The organism is Desulfonatronum parangueonense, assembly GCF_054656975.1.
The window spans coordinates 387,501-403,558 of sequence record NZ_BAAHXH010000003.1; the positions used below are offsets into that span (position 1 = coordinate 387,501).

Here is a 16,058-nt window from a genome sequence, read left to right on the forward strand (position 1 = left end):
TCGTAGGCAAATCCGCGAAGCTTTAAGGCCGAGAGGTGATGACGTGTCGCAAGACAGAAGTGACTCATCCCATGCTGCCGAGAAAAGCCTCTAAACGAGATGTTTCGCGGACCGTACCGCAAACCAACGCAGGTGGGCGGGGAGAGTATCCCAAGGCGCTTGAGAAAACTCTGGTCAAGGAACTCGGCAAAATGACCCCGTAACTTCGGGAGAAGGGGTGCTCCTTCTTGTGATGGGACTTGCTCCCTGAGCATCAAGGAGTCGCAGAGAAACGGCGGGGGCGACTGTTTACTAAAAACACAGGTCTGTGCGAAGTCGTAAGACGCGGTATACAGACTGACGCCTGCCCGGTGCCGGAAGGTTAAGGGGAGAGGTTAGGGCAACCGAAGCTTTGAACCGAAGCCCCGGTAAACGGCGGCCGTAACTATAACGGTCCTAAGGTAGCGAAATTCCTTGTCGGGTAAGTTCCGACCTGCACGAATGGCGTAACGATCTCCGCGCTGTCTCGACCAGAGACTCAGTGAAATTGAAGTGGCGGTGCAAATGCCGTCTACCCGCAGCAAGACGGAAAGACCCTGTGCACCTTTACTATAACCTGGCATTGGGTTTTGGGATATCATGTGTAGGATAGGTGGGAGGCTGTGAAACCTGTACGCCAGTATGGGCGGAGCCATCCTTGAAATACCACCCTTGTTATTCTAAAACTCTAATACTGGTCAGTGAAGCCTGACCGTAGACAGTGCCAGGCGGGTAGTTTGACTGGGGCGGTCGCCTCCCAAAATGTAACGGAGGCGTGCAAAGGTTCCCTCAGGCTGATTGGAAACCAGCCGTTGAGTGCAAAGGCATAAGGGAGCTTGACTGTGAGAGAGACATCTCGAACAGGGACGAAAGTCGGTCTTAGTGATCCGGTGGTCCCGCATGGAAGGGCCATCGCTCATCGGATAAAAGGTACGCCGGGGATAACAGGCTGATCGCGTCCAAGAGTTCACATCGACGACGCGGTTTGGCACCTCGATGTCGGCTCATCACATCCTGGGGCTGGAGCAGGTCCCAAGGGTACGGCTGTTCGCCGTTTAAAGTGGTACGCGAGCTGGGTTTAAAACGTCGTGAGACAGTTTGGTCCCTATCTGCTGTGGGCGGAGGAGACTTGAGAGGGCCTGTCCCTAGTACGAGAGGACCGGGATGGACGAACCTCTGGTGGACCAGTTGTCGCGCCAGCGGCACAGCTGGGTAGCTATGTTCGGAAAGGATAACCGCTGAAAGCATCTAAGCGGGAAGCCTGCCTCAAGATTAGGTCTCCCTGGAAGAAATTCCCTAAAGGTCCCTGGTAGACCACCAGGTTGATAGGCTGGAGGTGTAAGCGTCGCAATACGCTCAGCTGACCAGTACTAATAGACCGTGAGTCTTAACCTCTCTATTCTTCATTCCCTATGAAAAAGGTGAATTGTGATGAGTGATTCCAACTGATCAGTCAGATCATACAAAAACACCTCACAAAACCACCTATACAAAATTAGTTCTGGTGACCTGGGCGGAGGGGACACACCCGATCCCATTCCGAACTCGGAAGTTAAGCCCTCCAGCGCCGATGATACTGCGGTTCTAACCGTGGGAAAGTAGGACGTCGCCAGAACTTTCTTTCCAAAACAAAAAGCCCGCTTCAGCAGAAGCGGGCTTTTTGTTTTGGATTTGTCGGGAATTCTTATCCACCCCAACTGCCATCTTTAAGCAACTTCCACCGGTCCACTTCACACCCCAGTGCGGCACGTGTGTCTTAGTGATGAGTTTTCGCATCTACCTCATGCTCACGCCATTGCATGCATTTCCGGGATTACCGCATTCAGCAAGGCAGAAAGCCTTGGTTCAATATCTTGCCCAACACCAATAATTTCTTCGAGTGAAGTCGGCGCCATGCAATCCGGCAGGTTCTTGTTTGTAAGACAGGACAGGCCGAGAATTTCCATTCCCATCTGGCATGCGGCTATGGTTTCCATAACGGTGGACATGCCGATCGCGTCAGCTCCAAGCGCTCGATAAGCTCGTGTTTCCGCCGGTGTTTCTAGACTTGGACCAAGAATGCCTATATATACTCCTTCTTGTAGCCGGTAATCATGTTTAAGGGCCTTGGAATGCGCGAGTTTCATAAAATTTTTTGAGTATAATCGGCTCATGTCCGGAAATTGTGGTTCCCCGTAGGAAAGACCAATCAGGGGATTGTGTCCGGTCATGTTGATTTGATCACTGATGACCATAATTTCGCCGGGTTCAAATAAAGGATTGAGAGCACCGGCAGCGTTCGTGATGATCAATTTTTTCACACCGAGCATGGACAATGCGCGAACACCAAAACAGACCTGATCCGGGGAATAGCCTTCATAGAGATGAAATCGACCTTGAAGAGCCAGAACCGGAGTTTTGCCTACCCACCCGGCGCAGAGATTGCCTGCGTGACTTCGCACTGTAGATCGCGGAAAGCCGTCAATATCTTTGTAGTCAATCCGGAAATGTCCCTCAAGACTTTCCACCCATTGACCCAAGCCTGTTCCTAGAATAACCCCTACAGGTGAATGCAGATATGATTTGATTCGGGAGCGAAGAGTATCCACTGCGGCCGATACCTGCGCAAGAGGTTGTTCTTTCGACGTGTCGATCTTGTTCGTTCCCATGATTTCCCCTTTCATTCCGTTAAATATATCCCTGAAAACAGAGTGTTATTTTGAAGCTAATGGGCGAAAAAAGCAATGGATAAGACGACTCTTTTCGGGATAGTTGCCGGTACATCGCTCATCATGGCCGCGATCATCCTCGGCGGATCAATTGATACGTTCGTCAACATACCCGGCTTTATGATCGTGGTTGGGGGGACCTTGGCGGCAATATCCGTCAATTATCCGCTCAATGAGATTATACAGGCGCATACGGCTGCATACAAAATTTTCGTGACTCGAAAAGCACGTGAGATCGATGTCGTCAACACCATGGTAAAGATTGCGGACATCAGTCGGAGAGAAGGTTTGCTGGCCTTGGAAAATGTCAAGACCGAGAACATGATATTGAAAAAAGCCTGTCAATTGATCGCCGACAATGCAGACCCGATGATGATTCGGGAGATGTTGACCATTGAAATAGTGTCCTTGAGACGCAGACATCACATGGTTCAGGATGTATTCAAGCGAATGGGGGCCTATGCTCCTTCATTTGGCATGATCGGGACCCTCATCGGTTTGGTGCAAATGCTTGCGTCACTGCACGATCCAAGTTCAATTGGACCAGCCATGGCTGTTGCTCTGCTTACCACGTTTTACGGGGCCATGATGGCCAGCCTTTTCTTTCTCCCCATGGCCGGCAAGTTGAAAAGCCGCAGCCAGGAGGAAATTTTGCACCTGCAGATCATCTTTGAGGGGGCGAAATGTATTCTGGAGAACAACAATCCACGCCTTGTTTACGAAAAATTGTCGTCATTTGTACCTCCCAAGGATCGACGCAATGAACGATAGCTCAACCGGTTCACCCAACAATCTCCTGGAATTTGATGATAATGACGACGACAACAGGGATTGGATGGTTACTTTCACGGACCTGTGCTTGTTGCTTCTGGTGTTTTTCATCTTGTTGTTCAGCATGTCCAGATTGGATGATGTTCGATTTAAGGAATCATTTTATTCCGTGCGCATGGCTCTCGGCGATGTGATGGGAGGCAGCCTTGGAGCCGACAGAATTCCTTCGGAAGATCTTGGAGTATTCATTGATCAAGCCATGCTGCATCGGCAGGTTGTGGAAAACCAACATAAAATTTTTTCGGACTTTCGATATTTTCAGAATACCAAAGGACTGGAAGGTGTCGTTGGAGCTGTTTTTGACGAAGGAACGATCACGCTGCGGGTACCTGGAGATGTTCTATTCGCTTCGGGCCAAGTTTCGCTTACGCCTGCCGGAAAAGCCGTTGTTGCCGATTTGAAAGATTTTTTTGTGCGTTATCATGATCAAGTCATCAATATCCGCGGATTCACGGACGACGTGCTGCCGTCAAGAGGTGGGCGGTTCGAGGATAATTGGGAAATTTCCGCCTTGCGTGCAGTCAATGTGTTACGCTATCTTATCGAACTCGGGGTTGAGCCGGTCAGGCTGACATCTACGGGGTTGGCGGATATGTATCCGCTCTTTCCAAACACATCCCCAGACAATCGCGCCAAAAATCGGCGGGTTGAGTTTGTTTTGGAGAAGCGCATTGGCAGTTGAATTGTTGGATTTTTCAATCGATTTTGACGAGACGGATAGTCAGCGCCGTCGTGGTTACCGTGTCCATTTTCCCGGCTTGACGGTGTGGATCCCGGAGCAAGAGTCATACTATTCAGTGATCGATTTAAGTACATTTGGCGTGTGCTTTCGCGATGAGGAAAAGAAATTTTCCTTGGGGCAACAGATGCTGATGGACATCAATGTTCAAGGTAAAGCTTGGGTGGCTGGCTTGAAAGCCAAAGTCGTCGGGATTCGTAACGAGGCGCTGGTGGCCTGCAACTTTGAAGAGTTGTCGGGACTTCAGGAAATCAGGATGGACAAATTGTCCCTTGAAATTCAAAAGCGGTGGATTGAGCACCGAAAACGTCAAAAGCAACAGCAGGGCGAGGATGAAGAAAACTCGAGCCATTCATAAAATACTTATCGCCAATCGTGGCGAAATTGCTATCCGAATCATTCGGGCATGTCAGCAATTAGGTCTTGAATTTGTTTGCGTTACAACCAAAGAGGACGCCGCCTCCGGGCATTGCAGATTGGCTGTCGAGGTTGGCGGCGAAGAGGCATTGTACACGATCAGCTCGTACTATGATCCCAATGAAATGTTTTCCGTGGCCGACGCATCCGGCGCCACGGCAGTTCATCCGGGTTATGGTTTTTTTGCGGAGGATCATCGCTTTGCCCGGCGTGCGAGCGAACGTACACGCCCGCTTGTATTCATTGGACCGTCATGGTCCGTCATCCGTAATCTCGGAGACAAGATCAATACCAAGCGCCTTGCCCGCAGCTTGAATATTCCGACCATTCCTGGGTCGGACAGGCCCCTGTATGATGAAATCGAGGCCGAAGCCATAGCCCAGGCGCTTTTTTCATTTCAAGTTGAACAGGGGATTCACAAGCCGGTCGTACTGGTCAAGGCTTCGGCCGGCGGTGGGGGCATGGGTATTGAGGAAGTCAATGATCCTGACAAGTTCCGGGGTGTTTTTCGTCGTATTCGCAACTATGCAAAACGTCAGTTCCGCGATGAAGGCGTACTGGTGGAGCAACGAATATTTGATTTCAATCACCTTGAAGTACAGATAGTTGCTGAACGCAATGGAACGAATGTCGTTCATTTCGGTACCAGGAACTGTTCCGTGCAGAGTATCGGCCGCCAGAAGCGCATAGAAGTCGCCCCGGGTTTTGCGCCCCAATTTGTGACCTATGCCTTTGACGCGGCAGAGGTTCTGGATTCCATCATCAACCATTCTCTTTCCATGGCCAGAGAAGTCCGCTACGACAATGTCGGCACATGGGAATGGATTGTTACTCCGAATGGCCAGCCTTTCCTTTTGGAGGTTAATACTCGTATCCAGGTGGAAAATGGAGTGAGCGCCATCATTTCCCGAGTGCCCGGGAAAGAACATGTGGATTTGATTGCCGAACAGATCCGCCTTGGACTGGGTGATTCGTTGGGTTATTCTCAGAAGGATATTGTCTTTGACGGTGTGGGAATCGAGTATCGTATCATCGCAGAGGAGCCGCACAACAAGTTTGCACCCTGGGTTGGCCTGATTGAAAAATTTCAATGGAAGGATGAGCCATGGGTACGGGTTTATTCCCACGTTCCCACTGACAAACCCTATGATATTCCTACGGAATTCGACCCGAATCTTGCCTTGGGAATCGTCTGGGGAGAAACGCTGCATCAAGCACGTGAGCGAGGCCAGTCCTTTTTGGATAATCTGGTATTGGAAGGACGAAACGCCAGAGGTGAACCGTTGCAGTCCAATATTGTCTATCTTCGTGAGAAGACGGAAACGTTGCTGATGTTCTAGATCAGAAATCAGAGATTTTTTTGTAATTCGTAACTACTTAGCTTCAGTGCGGGAAGTGGTTGGCTTGGCACAAACTTGTGACAAGCATGAACTGGATTTCCTGCCTTCGCGGAAATGTCATGTTTGGTGAAACTTCATGTCCAGACGACGTTCAAGTAGAGACGTCGGGAAGTGCAAATGTCGTGGGCATGCGTAAACGACAACCTTTTAATAGAATCTGCTCTTCATGGAATACGGGTAAATATGTTCGTGAACCTTTCCCTTTGGTACCGCCCCGCTCAGTTATCCGGTTTCATGAGCTCGGCCCGCCGTAAATGGAGAGCATATTGAGAAACAATAGCGATGGATATAGATAAGAGTGTCATCGAATTGCGTGAACGCCTGAAGTATATTCAGGATATTTTTGGTCCCAAGGAAAATGAAAACGTCCTGCTCTTGCGGGCGAAACTGCAGGAGTTCGAGGACCAACTCCCAAGGCTGGAGTCGGCCGAACAGATTCGTCAGCTTTCATCCCTGGAGGATCTTTTCGTCTTTCTGGAGAAAAAGCTGGAACGTCAGCTTTCTCCCATGGATAAGGTCCGCATCGTTCGCCATCCTCAACGAATATCGTTGAAGGATATTCTGGAGCATGTTTACGACAACTATACCGAGATCGGCGGGCAGGATGAATACAGCGTCGATCCCAGCATGCTTATTGCCCGTGCATACATAACCCGCAGGGTAGGCAACAAGGTCTTCAATCAATCCGTGATGGTCATCGGCCAAGAAAAAGGCCATGGGCAGGAGTTTCGCAACGGCGGTTCGGTCAAGCCATGGGGCAATGCCAAGGCATTGCAGTACATGAAGGTCGCGGAAACGGAAAATATTCCCATTCATGCCTATGTGAACACTCCTGGCGCTTTTCCCATTGAGGATTATCCCGGCGCCGCACAGCAAATTGCTCGAAATCTTTATGAAATGGCCGGACTACGGGTGCCTGTGATCGCCATCTTTTCCGAAGGTGGATCCGGGGGAGCCGAGGCTATCGGGTTGGCGGACGTGCGCTTGATGCTGTCTCATGGCTACTACTCGGTTATCTCTCCCGAAGGCGCAGCGGCTATTGAAGGGCGGATCAAACAGGGACAGCGTGTCCCTCCGGAATTGGTTGAGACATGCGCGAAGCAATTGAAAATCACCGCGGAAGACAATCTTTCGCTGGGCCTGATTGACCGAATCGTTCAGGAGCCCGTACTCGGCGCCAGGACGGAGCACTATGATTTCTTCAGGACTCTGCGTCAGGAGGTTATCAACGCCACGGATGAGATTATTCTCAATGTCCGTGGCATGAATTATTTCCGAGCCAAGGCCATCATGCGCCAAAAGAAGTCGCCGGGTGCAAATGCCGAAAATATATTCGTCCGCTGGAAGCTGGGAAGCGGCGCCCGGGATCGCCTGCTCTGGAAACGCTACCAGCGATTCATGCGCTTGAGCAGGCATGCCGTGCTGGATCGCAGATCCCTGGGCCAAAAAGTGATTGATTTCGGTGTAGGTCTGGGGTGGTCGGTACACTCCTTTTTCAAGTATGATTTCTGGCGTAAGCACCAGAAAAAGTTCACGAATCTTGCCGAAGACGTTGGTGCGGAATTTCAGGTGATTCTCAATAAATGCTTTGCGCCCATCAAACGGATCAGAGGTTCGGTAGCCACGACAGAAGGAGATGCCAACGGCAATGAGCAGTGTCAGTTGACGCAGTTGACGCGCTGGGAAGAGCAAGAGGCTGAATCGAAGAAGGAATACCTCAGTCCCAAGGCAAAGCGTGACGCGACCATTACATGCCCCAACACGCCAGTTCATGGCTGTCTGGATATGTGGGCGCCGGATTTGTTCGGTGAGTGGGCGGGAGTGTGCATTCACTGCGGTCATCATTTTCCCATGGAATATGAGTGGTATCTCAACAATGTCTATGACAAGGATTCCATCAGGGAATTCAACGCGCAGATCGAAGCCAAAAATCCGCTTGGGTATGAAGGGCTGGATCTGAAGCTCGAGGAGGCCAAGAGCAAAACCGGAATGAAAAGCTCCTGCATGACATTCGAAGCCACGATCAATGGAGTTCATGTCGTGACGGCCATGCTGGCCGCCGGTTTTCGTGGAGGATCGGTTGGTGCCGCCGAGGGTGAGAAATTCATCCGTGCAGTGGACAGAGCGCGCAAGAAACATTTCCCCTTTGTGGCCTATGTTCATGGGACAGCCGGGATACGAATCCAGGAAGGAACCTTGGGGGTAATCCAGATGCCGCGTTGCACCATGGCAGTGAGGCGTTATTTGGAGGATGGCGGCCTGTATATGGTCGTCTACGATACGAACTCCTATGCCGGCCCTGTGGCCAGCTTTCTGGGCTGTTCTCCTTACCAGTTTGCCATTCGCTCCTCCCGTGTCGGCTTCGCGGGGCTGGGCGTCATTCAGGAAACCACGGGCATGCCGGTTGACCCTCAGTACCATGGCGCCTATCAGGCTTTGTCCCGCGGCCATATTCAAGGCGTCTGGGACAGGCGGGAGATGCGCAAGAATGTGTATCAGGCTCTTCAGACCGTGGGTGGCAGAAATCTCTATTACCGTTAATGATGATTTGCATGCGCCATGGCCCCGTGAACAATCATTGTCAAAATCTTGATATCAACTTGAGGAAGTTGAGGGTGCATAATTGTTGAACATTACCGAACTGCTGGATGAGATTAAAGCTTCCCCGTTCGAGGAAATCGTCATTACAGCGTCGCACACTGGAATTGTGGAATTTGTCACGGATACGCCGGGGGCAAAGGTCATTGGCCCGTCGGGAGAGTGGAAGGAAAAGCCGGGAACGTTGCTCGCCCGGTTGGAGCGCGAAAAAAATAAAAAACCTATCCATGCCGCTCAAAAGGGCGTGGTGGAACACGTTCATGTAGAACTGGCCGGGCAATTTGTTCAGGCTGGAACGCGATTGATGACCCTGCGTCACTTCTTGAGCAAGGACGAAGTATTGGACCGGCTCCTCAGGAAGACCCTTTATCTTTTCAACGCTCCTGAACGTGCCAAGTATTATTTTCGGCCGGATATCGACATCAAGGTTAAATCCAAGGGATGTCAGTCCGTTGAAGTCCGTTCCGACATGGATTTGTTTATCCTCTCCCGCATGAAACGCGAATCCCAACTGAATTATTCCGGACCGGAAGGGATTATTTACGCGGTCTATTTTGAGTCGAACCAGAATATCGACGCAGGTTCTCCATTGATCGGAGTCTGCCAAAAGGATCAGCTGACCGCGATTCAGGATGTCGTCAGTCGCGTGCAGAGCGAGTGGACGGAACAAGATTGATCGTCCTGAATCCGCCAGCGGATTAGGAGAAAGCTCATGGGAAAAGTACTTCAAATCCGCGTCATTGCCAGCACGTATGATGCCGATGATGTCTACAAAACATGGCCCAGGCTGAGCAAACTGGCCTGGGGCGACAAACGTTTCGCCGGAAAAAAGCCTATTGGTGTCCGGGAACTTGTGGCTGATTTGGAAGATCTGTGGAAGTTCGGAGACGAGTGGCCCGATGATACCAAAACGATGATCGGCAACGCCGTTCCAAATCTGCAGGAACTTGACGGACGATTGGAGTCGGCTCTGGCAAATCGCGATGCCGAGAAGGCGGATAAAATATCCTATGAAATTGAGGATGCCTTGGACGAACTGGAAGGCTTGGTGAAATAGCTTTGGAGCCTGCCTGGGGTCCGGCCTGGATTGATCATGTGGTCCACAAGCTGACCTCGTCGACTTCGGACCATCGAATTCGCGTCAAACAGTCGCGACATTTGAAGTGAGTCCTCCGATGGTTCGATGAACAAATCCAGGTTCAGCCGCATGCAGGCCCTTGTAATCAAACAATCCTGGGTAGTTCCCGGAATATAGATTATTTCGGACAGGTACTGCACTTTCACAAATGCAGTCTGTCCTGTACGTGGAGGAATAATGAGCGGATCATTGAACAAGGTCATCCTCGTCGGAAGACTCGGGCAAGACCCCAAATTGGCCTATACCCAGAGCGGACAGCCTGTGGCCAATTTTTCTTTGGCCACGGATGAGTCCTATACGGACAAAGACGGACAAAAAGTGGACAAGGCGGAGTGGCACCGGATCGTGGTCTGGGGCAAGCAATCGGAATTCGTCGGCAATTACCTGTCCAAAGGACGACTGGTGATGGTTGAAGGGAAGCTCCAAACCCGGAAGTGGCAGGACCAGCAGGGCCAGGATCGCTATACCACTGAAATTGTCGCCCAGCGTGTCCAGGCCATGGATTCCAAGGGCCAGCGCACTGAAGAAGCTCCCATGCCCGACGATCGCAATGCCCAGGATCGTTCCCCGCAACCTTCTGAAGTCAGTGGGATGGATGACGTGCCTTTTTGAAACCCACCTTTCTATTTTTGTATAGAAAGAAGAAGGAAATGTAGTTTAAGCCCTGAGAAATCAGGGCTTTTTTATTGATTGCAGTTTGAGAAGAGAAGGCGAAGTGCTCCTTCGCACCACCATGGATATTGCTTGACATGCTCTTCAGAGTTTGAGCAAATCACCCGACTTGAAGCCTGCTGAGCGGAGTGTGGTGTTTTTGGCTTCAAGAGGGGAAACTTTCTTGACGGGGGATTCCATGGCCTTGAGCGATTTGCAGCGCATGGTGGTGTACGACACTGCCACACAGCTGTGGCAGCAAGACCTGCTGATGAACACGTATTTTCACGGTTCCACGGTGGGCGCGAACCTGCGCGCCATGATCCTGGGACGTCAACCGGTGCAGCCGCTGACAAACCCTTTTGATGAGGCCATCACCGGCAAGCTGCGTGCGGATACTGCGACAATTCGTCAAAATGCAAGAAATGTGAAGGAAGCCGCCGCCATGATGGGGGTTGCGGCAAGTGCAGTCGGAACCATCAAGAGTACTCTGGAAGAGATGCAGGTTCTGGCCAAGAAGGTTCTCGAAGACGACGAGGTCGATGGATCAAACGTTTCCAACGAATACAATGCCTTGCGTGATAAAATCAAGAGCATTGTCGAGAACACCCGGTATAATGGAATTTCATTGCTGGACAGCAGGAATTGGGGCAATGATCAAATCGATGACGAGGGCAAGGTCCATATCCAATCGTTTTTAGACGGTGGATTCAGTGTGGTTTTTCGTGACCTGGACAGCGTCGACTGGAACAAACTCGACGGGGCTGAACTGGGCGACGATGATTCGCCCGGTAATCTTCAGGAGCAATTAAACCTCTTGTCAGGATACGTTGGGGACATGGCCATTGTGGAGGACATTTACTCCAGGCGTAGAGACGGACTGGAGTATCAGGGTGCAGCCCTGGAATCACAAGCCGATCTGCTGGATCAGGCCGTGGAGGCCAGGCGACAAACTCCCACGCTTTCCCTGGAAGAAATCCTGCTTCAATTGCTGTTTCGGAACTCGGGAACAATAGTGGACCAGATGGGATAACCCATCGATACCGAGTTTTTCAGCGATCCAAAGGCAAATCACTGCGTATCCATCCTATACCATGGCTGCTTCCGACTATGCCTTCCGGAATGGCCATGGCTGCCGTAAAGCCATTGGCATGCAAAAAGGACAGCAGCATTGCAGTCCGGTTTCCGGTGCGGCAGATGATGGCGAACGGTTTCGTCTTGTCTCCATCCAAGGCAAGTTGCAGGTCACGGAGAAATCCTTCAGAGCCGCCAGGGTGCTGCTCGAATGAAAGGCGCAAGGATCCTTGAGGAGTTCCCGTCTGCTGCCACTCTTCGGGTCGCCGGATGTCGATGATTTTGATTTCCGCGTTTTGCAGCAGAGTCCAGGCCTGTTCAGCAGAAATATTTCTGGAGTGGTTCGGGGTGGCAGGGCTTTGGGCCGGCTGATAGAATGCCGCAACGATGAAGATCGCCGTGGCAATGAACGCGAAAATGAGAAGCAGATGTGTTCTGGAAAGCGAGGGCATATTCATCCTGTTTTCATGCGAAAGGTGATCAATGAGGTGCCTGGGGAGTCGTTGAGTTCATACGTGGCCCGAACATTTGGACATGCCATGAACGGCACACTGCCGTGCTCCAGGAGCAGGGTAAGCTGTTTCTGGATAGGGTCAAGTATTTTTGGCGATTGATGAAGGCAGGTTGGAGTTCCTTTGGATCAAAGCTTTTTGTAGTCCTTTTACGAACCGGTAAGCATATACGAGGTTGGCATGGTCGATGAACCAGGCGGTCTCTTCCTTGATTTCATGTTCTATGCCGCTCGGAGCATTGAAGCTTTGGGAGTGGTGGTGATCTGTACGGGGGTGGTGGCCTCCACGGCGTTTTTCTTATACCGCTCCTGGAAGCACAAGAGTACGGATCCTTTTTACAAAACGTACCGGCGGGGCATGGGCAAGGCCATTTTACTGGGGCTGGAGTTGCTGGTTGCCGGGGATATCATTCTCACGGCAACGCATAATTTCAATTTTCAGCATGTTGCCTTGCTGGGGCTGCTGGTTCTGATTCGAACATTTCTCAGTTTTTCCCTGGAAATTGAATTGAACGGGCACCTGCCCTGGAAACGACCTCGCGCACAGGAACGGGATGAAGATTATGTTTGATGCGGAGGGAAAAGACAGGAAGGAACGACATGAACAGACTTGCGGACATCGGAGTTGTCGGTTTGGCGGTGATGGGCGAAAACTTGATCCTGAACATGGAGAGCAAAGGATTCCGGGTCGCCTGCTACAATCGGACAGTGGACAAGGTTGATGCCTTTGTAAATGGCCGTGGCGCCGGCAAAAACCTGGTCGGTTGCCACACTCTGGAGCAGTTGGCGGCGAATCTGGCCAGACCCCGCAAGATCATGCTCATGGTCCGTGCCGGAGATGCCGTGGACGTCTTGATTGATATGCTTGTTCCCCTGCTTGATCCCGGTGACATAATTGTCGATGGGGGGAACAGCGCATACATGGACACTACGCGGCGGTGCAGCGAACTGGCGACCAAGGCGGTATTCCATGTCGGTGCCGGTGTTTCCGGAGGCGAAGAGGGGGCCTTGCATGGACCCTCCATCATGCCTGGCGGAAACCTTGAGGCTTGGCCTGCATTACAGCCGATTTTTCAGGCCATCGCCGCCAAGGTGGCGGATGGGACGCCGTGTTGTGAGTGGATCGGTCCTGACGGTTCCGGTCACTTTGTGAAGACCGTCCATAATGGGATCGAATACGGCGACATGCAGATCATATGCGAAGCCTATCACCTCATGTCGCAGGGGCTGGGCATGAGCGCGGCTCAAATGCAGCCCATTTTCGCCCGCTGGAATGAGGGAGTGCTGGATTCATACCTGATCCAGATCACGGCGGATATTTTGTCGCAGGTTGATCCTGACAGTCAAAAGCCGGTAGTGGACGTGATTCTGGATGCGGCGGGACAAAAAGGGACCGGCAAGTGGACGTCCCAGGTCGGCCTGGATCTGGGGGTGGCCATACCCCAGATTGCCGAAGCCGTCTTTGCCCGGAGCCTTTCCGCCGCCAAGGATGAGCGGACGGTTGCGCATTCAAAGCTCAGCGGTCCTGATCCAAAATTCAACGGCAATGCCGATCTGCTTGTGGGACAGTTGGAGCAGGCAGTCTATGCGGCAAAAATTTGCTCCTACGCCCAAGGGTTCCAGTTGCTGCGCGCTGCTTCCCAGGAGTTTCAGTGGAATTTGAAGTACGGCGAGATTGCCCAGATCTGGCGGGAAGGATGCATTATTCGAGCGCGGTTTTTGGAAGACATCAAAAAGGCGTACGATGCCGATGTTTCCCTGCCCAATCTGCTGCTGGCTCCTGTATTTCGGGACGTTTTGGGCAATGCGCAGCCAGCCTGGCGCAATGTCTTGAAAACCGCCCTGGATCTCGGAATCCCCATGCCGGTGATGGCTTCGTCCCTGAGCTATTATGACGGATACCGTTGCGCCCGCCTGCCCGCTAACTTGCTCCAGGCGCAACGAGACTACTTCGGCGCGCACATGTACGAGCGAATCGATCGGCCTCGCGGGGAGTTTTTTCATACCAACTGGACCGGGAAGGGAGGAGCAACCTCCTCGACAACATACAACGTGTAAAGATGATTCGACAAAAAAAAGCAGAGGCGGCATGGAGCCGCCTCTGCGGAGAATTTCGAAATTCAGATCCGTAACTATTCAGCACTTTTCATGATCAGACTCGGAATGTTCCGGCTTGTCTCGATTTTTTGTCCTCGCCTGTCTGACTGAGACAGGATTCGTTCATCGAACCATTGCAAAACGCCTGAAGCACCATTTGATGTTTATTCGAGCAATGGGTCGATGTTACGAAGCCGTCGAAGGAGTTGCGAGGCCAAAAAATCGATACAAGCCGGAACGGCGGTTGAGTAGTTACTTCAGATCAAGCTATCTCTTGAAACGACGATCCCAGTCGAATTCCCTAGACGTAACCACATCCTCAAGACGCCGGATTCTTTTGTCCAGGCGGTCAAACTTGCTTTTTATCCTGGAAAATCCTTCATTTCTGGAGCGAGCGTAGACCTGGTAGAAATCGTTTTCCTCGTCGGTGTTCAGCGGCAACACAGGTTCGGGTTTGAGAAGAAAGCCAACCAGCAGATAAATGCCCACCACCGGCCAGAAGCCCGTGAAGAAGAGCAGCATGACGGCGATGAATCGCGTCCAGAAAACCGAGATGTTCAGATACCTCGCCAATCCCTTGCAGACGCCAAGGATGATCCCGCTTCTGGAGCGGTAGAGTCTATCTTGCGGAGTGTTTACGTATTCTTTCATGGTGTGTCACCTTTCTTTCCCTGGCGCATCAGGATGGATTCCAGATTTTCCACCCGGGAATCCAGTTTTTCGAGGCTCTGGTAAATTTCCTGGATCATCCTGGCTTCGTTCTCTTCTTCGGGAGAAAGACGCGATTCAGAACCTGGCCGATAGAATCGGAACGCCATCAATGCGATGGTGCCCAGAAAAAAGACAATGATCATTGCGCCGCCGACAAGAACAAGGGTTGATAAAAAACCCATCATACGTTGTTCCTCAATGTTTCGTGTTTATGCGGTGGAAGCGTGGTCGGCTGATTTCCTCGCCCTGTTGTGAACAGAAGAAAGGAGTCCCCCCCCCTTTAAGCCGATGAGTCATCCTGTTTTTTCGGAGCAGTTCGTGTCCGCAGGGCGGCGATTTCTCGTTCAATGTCCTCATCAACTTCCAGCATGGCGAATTTTTCCTCAAGCGTAAAGGACTCTGCCTTGCGATCTTTTCGGTACAAGTCGTCCTTTACCCACGGTCCCGCCATTTCGGCTTCGGCTTCCATGCGGTCAATACGCTGCTCGAATTCCTCAAACCGCATCATCGCGGCCTGGGAATCGGCTTTGCGCAGATCGCTTCCGACCCGCTTGCGATCCTTGGCCCGGATGTGACGCTGAACCAGCAGACGTTGCTTCTCCTTGGCGGAAAGGAGTTTTTCCTCCAGCGCGGCAAGATCGGCCTTGTACCCATCGATGATTCCCTCATTTTCGATAAGTTCTCGAGAAAGCAATTCCTTTTTGGATTCAAGGCGCCGGCGTTCCATCAATGCTTCCCGCGCCAGATCTTCATGCCCTTTCTCCACAGCCAGAGCGGCTCTCTCCTGCCATCCGGCAGCCTTTGACTCCAGCATTTCCCATTCCCGGCGGATTTTCACCGTGGAAGCCATGGCCCCGGCACAGGAGGCCTTGAGTTCCACAAGGGTCTCCTCCATTTCCTGGATCATCAAGCGCAACAACTTTTCCGGATCCTCGGCCCGCTCCAGCATGGAATTGATGTTGGAACTGATAATATCGCGAAAACGACTGAAAATACCCATGATTATCTCCTTAAAGATGTTATTGATCTGATGCCAAAAATCTTGAACCACAAAGCAGTGGCGAGTTGTTCGTCAACTCCATATCGCGGAAAGTCCGCGAGTCGAGTAACTGGTCTCTGGTTTTGCGTGATCAATTAATTTGAGGACACTAAGCATCCTTTGTGC

General features: G+C 51.5%; 16 protein-coding genes and 2 rRNA genes (1 of these 18 only partly in view). 13 read left to right on the top strand and 5 right to left on the bottom strand.

The window, feature by feature from the left end; all coding sequences use genetic code 11:
- Both ACYQ15_RS02185 and rrf read left to right on the top strand, forming a co-directional pair.
- A 23S ribosomal RNA gene (locus tag ACYQ15_RS02185) occupies positions 1-1,413 on the top strand (it extends 1,875 nt beyond the left edge of the window).
- 105 nt (positions 1,414-1,518) lie between these two features.
- Positions 1,519-1,633, top strand: a 5S ribosomal RNA gene (gene rrf, locus ACYQ15_RS02190).
- A gap of 172 nt (positions 1,634-1,805) precedes the next feature.
- Here the strand turns inward: rrf and ACYQ15_RS02195 are convergent.
- Entirely contained in the window at positions 1,806-2,666 is an 861-nt protein-coding gene (locus ACYQ15_RS02195) for a purine-nucleoside phosphorylase (protein ID WP_459935890.1), read from the bottom strand.
- A gap of 75 nt (positions 2,667-2,741) precedes the next feature.
- Between ACYQ15_RS02195 and ACYQ15_RS02200 the strand changes: the two genes are divergently transcribed.
- The 9 genes from ACYQ15_RS02200 to ACYQ15_RS02240 all read left to right on the top strand — a co-directional run bounded on the left by ACYQ15_RS02200 (position 2,742) and on the right by ACYQ15_RS02240 (position 11,533).
- A complete protein-coding gene (locus ACYQ15_RS02200) occupies positions 2,742-3,497 on the top strand; it encodes a motility protein A (RefSeq protein WP_459935891.1) in 756 nt (251 codons plus the stop codon).
- A complete protein-coding gene (locus tag ACYQ15_RS02205) occupies positions 3,487-4,239 on the top strand; it encodes an OmpA/MotB family protein (protein WP_459939540.1) in 753 nt (250 codons plus the stop codon). Before ACYQ15_RS02200 ends, ACYQ15_RS02205 begins: the two co-directional genes overlap by 11 nt.
- Complete coding sequence (locus tag ACYQ15_RS02210) at positions 4,229-4,654, top strand: PilZ domain-containing protein (protein ID WP_459935892.1); 426 nt, start codon at positions 4,229-4,231, stop codon at positions 4,652-4,654. The genes ACYQ15_RS02205 and ACYQ15_RS02210 overlap by 11 nt, the downstream gene beginning before the upstream one ends.
- A complete protein-coding gene (locus tag ACYQ15_RS02215) occupies positions 4,629-6,053 on the top strand; it encodes an ATP-binding protein (RefSeq protein ID WP_459935893.1) in 1,425 nt (474 codons plus the stop codon). The genes ACYQ15_RS02210 and ACYQ15_RS02215 overlap by 26 nt, the downstream gene beginning before the upstream one ends.
- 342 nt (positions 6,054-6,395) lie before the next feature.
- Entirely contained in the window at positions 6,396-8,654 is a 2,259-nt protein-coding gene (locus ACYQ15_RS02220; protein WP_459935894.1) for a carboxyl transferase domain-containing protein, read from the top strand.
- Positions 8,655-8,736: 82 nt separating this feature from the next.
- A complete protein-coding gene (locus tag ACYQ15_RS02225) occupies positions 8,737-9,387 on the top strand; it encodes a biotin/lipoyl attachment domain-containing protein (protein WP_459935895.1) in 651 nt (216 codons plus the stop codon).
- A 36-nt stretch (positions 9,388-9,423) separates the two neighbouring features.
- On the top strand, positions 9,424-9,768 hold the full coding sequence (locus tag ACYQ15_RS02230; protein ID WP_459935896.1) for a hypothetical protein: 345 nt from the start codon (positions 9,424-9,426) through the stop codon (positions 9,766-9,768).
- Positions 9,769-10,026: 258 nt separating this feature from the next.
- Complete coding sequence (locus ACYQ15_RS02235) at positions 10,027-10,461, top strand: single-stranded DNA-binding protein (RefSeq protein ID WP_459935897.1); 435 nt, start codon at positions 10,027-10,029, stop codon at positions 10,459-10,461.
- Positions 10,462-10,684: 223 nt separating this feature from the next.
- A complete protein-coding gene (locus tag ACYQ15_RS02240; RefSeq protein WP_459935898.1) occupies positions 10,685-11,533 on the top strand; it encodes a flagellin N-terminal helical domain-containing protein in 849 nt (282 codons plus the stop codon).
- 19 nt (positions 11,534-11,552) lie between these two features.
- Here ACYQ15_RS02240 and ACYQ15_RS02245 read toward each other — a convergent pair whose 3' ends face one another.
- Positions 11,553-12,026, bottom strand: coding sequence for a rhodanese-like domain-containing protein (locus ACYQ15_RS02245; protein ID WP_459935899.1), 474 nt, complete (start codon positions 12,024-12,026; stop codon positions 11,553-11,555).
- Positions 12,027-12,266: 240 nt separating this feature from the next.
- Here ACYQ15_RS02245 and ACYQ15_RS02250 point away from each other — a divergent pair, with 240 nt between their 5' ends.
- Both ACYQ15_RS02250 and gnd read left to right on the top strand, forming a co-directional pair.
- Entirely contained in the window at positions 12,267-12,656 is a 390-nt protein-coding gene (locus tag ACYQ15_RS02250) for a DUF1622 domain-containing protein (RefSeq protein ID WP_459935900.1), read from the top strand.
- Positions 12,657-12,685: 29 nt separating this feature from the next.
- Positions 12,686-14,143, top strand: a complete 1,458-nt coding sequence (gene gnd, locus ACYQ15_RS02255) for a decarboxylating NADP(+)-dependent phosphogluconate dehydrogenase (RefSeq protein ID WP_459935901.1) — start codon at positions 12,686-12,688, stop codon at positions 14,141-14,143.
- A gap of 306 nt (positions 14,144-14,449) precedes the next feature.
- On the opposite strand, the gene pspC is transcribed toward gnd, so the two are convergent.
- From pspC to ACYQ15_RS02270, 3 genes are all read right to left on the bottom strand, one after another.
- Complete coding sequence (pspC, locus tag ACYQ15_RS02260) at positions 14,450-14,833, bottom strand: envelope stress response membrane protein PspC (RefSeq protein WP_459935902.1); 384 nt, start codon at positions 14,831-14,833, stop codon at positions 14,450-14,452.
- Positions 14,830-15,078 carry a hypothetical protein gene (locus ACYQ15_RS02265; protein ID WP_459935903.1) on the bottom strand — a complete coding sequence of 83 codons (249 nt, stop codon included), beginning with the start codon at positions 15,076-15,078 and terminating at the stop codon, positions 14,830-14,832. The genes pspC and ACYQ15_RS02265 overlap by 4 nt, the downstream gene beginning before the upstream one ends.
- 95 nt (positions 15,079-15,173) lie before the next feature.
- On the bottom strand, positions 15,174-15,893 hold the full coding sequence (locus ACYQ15_RS02270) for a PspA/IM30 family protein (protein ID WP_459935904.1): 720 nt from the start codon (positions 15,891-15,893) through the stop codon (positions 15,174-15,176).
- Between the last annotated feature and the right edge of the window lie 165 nt (positions 15,894-16,058).

Excerpts from the sequence above, each read along its gene's own strand:
- ACYQ15_RS02195 (WP_459935890.1), bottom strand. The coding sequence starts at position 2,666 with ATGGGAACGAACAAGATCGACACGTCGAAAGAACAACCTCTTGCGCAG.
- ACYQ15_RS02200 (WP_459935891.1), top strand. The coding sequence starts at position 2,742 with ATGGATAAGACGACTCTTTTCGGGATAGTTGCCGGTACATCGCTCATC.
- ACYQ15_RS02205 (WP_459939540.1), top strand. The coding sequence starts at position 3,487 with ATGAACGATAGCTCAACCGGTTCACCCAACAATCTCCTGGAATTTGAT.
- ACYQ15_RS02215 (WP_459935893.1), top strand. The coding sequence starts at position 4,629 with ATGAAGAAAACTCGAGCCATTCATAAAATACTTATCGCCAATCGTGGC.
- ACYQ15_RS02220 (WP_459935894.1), top strand. The coding sequence starts at position 6,396 with ATGGATATAGATAAGAGTGTCATCGAATTGCGTGAACGCCTGAAGTAT.
- ACYQ15_RS02230 (WP_459935896.1), top strand. The coding sequence starts at position 9,424 with ATGGGAAAAGTACTTCAAATCCGCGTCATTGCCAGCACGTATGATGCC.
- ACYQ15_RS02235 (WP_459935897.1), top strand. The coding sequence starts at position 10,027 with ATGAGCGGATCATTGAACAAGGTCATCCTCGTCGGAAGACTCGGGCAA.
- ACYQ15_RS02245 (WP_459935899.1), bottom strand. The coding sequence starts at position 12,026 with ATGCCCTCGCTTTCCAGAACACATCTGCTTCTCATTTTCGCGTTCATT.
- ACYQ15_RS02250 (WP_459935900.1), top strand. The coding sequence starts at position 12,267 with ATGGTCGATGAACCAGGCGGTCTCTTCCTTGATTTCATGTTCTATGCC.
- gnd (WP_459935901.1), top strand. The coding sequence starts at position 12,686 with ATGAACAGACTTGCGGACATCGGAGTTGTCGGTTTGGCGGTGATGGGC.
- pspC (WP_459935902.1), bottom strand. The coding sequence starts at position 14,833 with ATGAAAGAATACGTAAACACTCCGCAAGATAGACTCTACCGCTCCAGA.
- ACYQ15_RS02265 (WP_459935903.1), bottom strand. The coding sequence starts at position 15,078 with ATGATGGGTTTTTTATCAACCCTTGTTCTTGTCGGCGGCGCAATGATC.
- ACYQ15_RS02270 (WP_459935904.1), bottom strand. The coding sequence starts at position 15,893 with ATGGGTATTTTCAGTCGTTTTCGCGATATTATCAGTTCCAACATCAAT.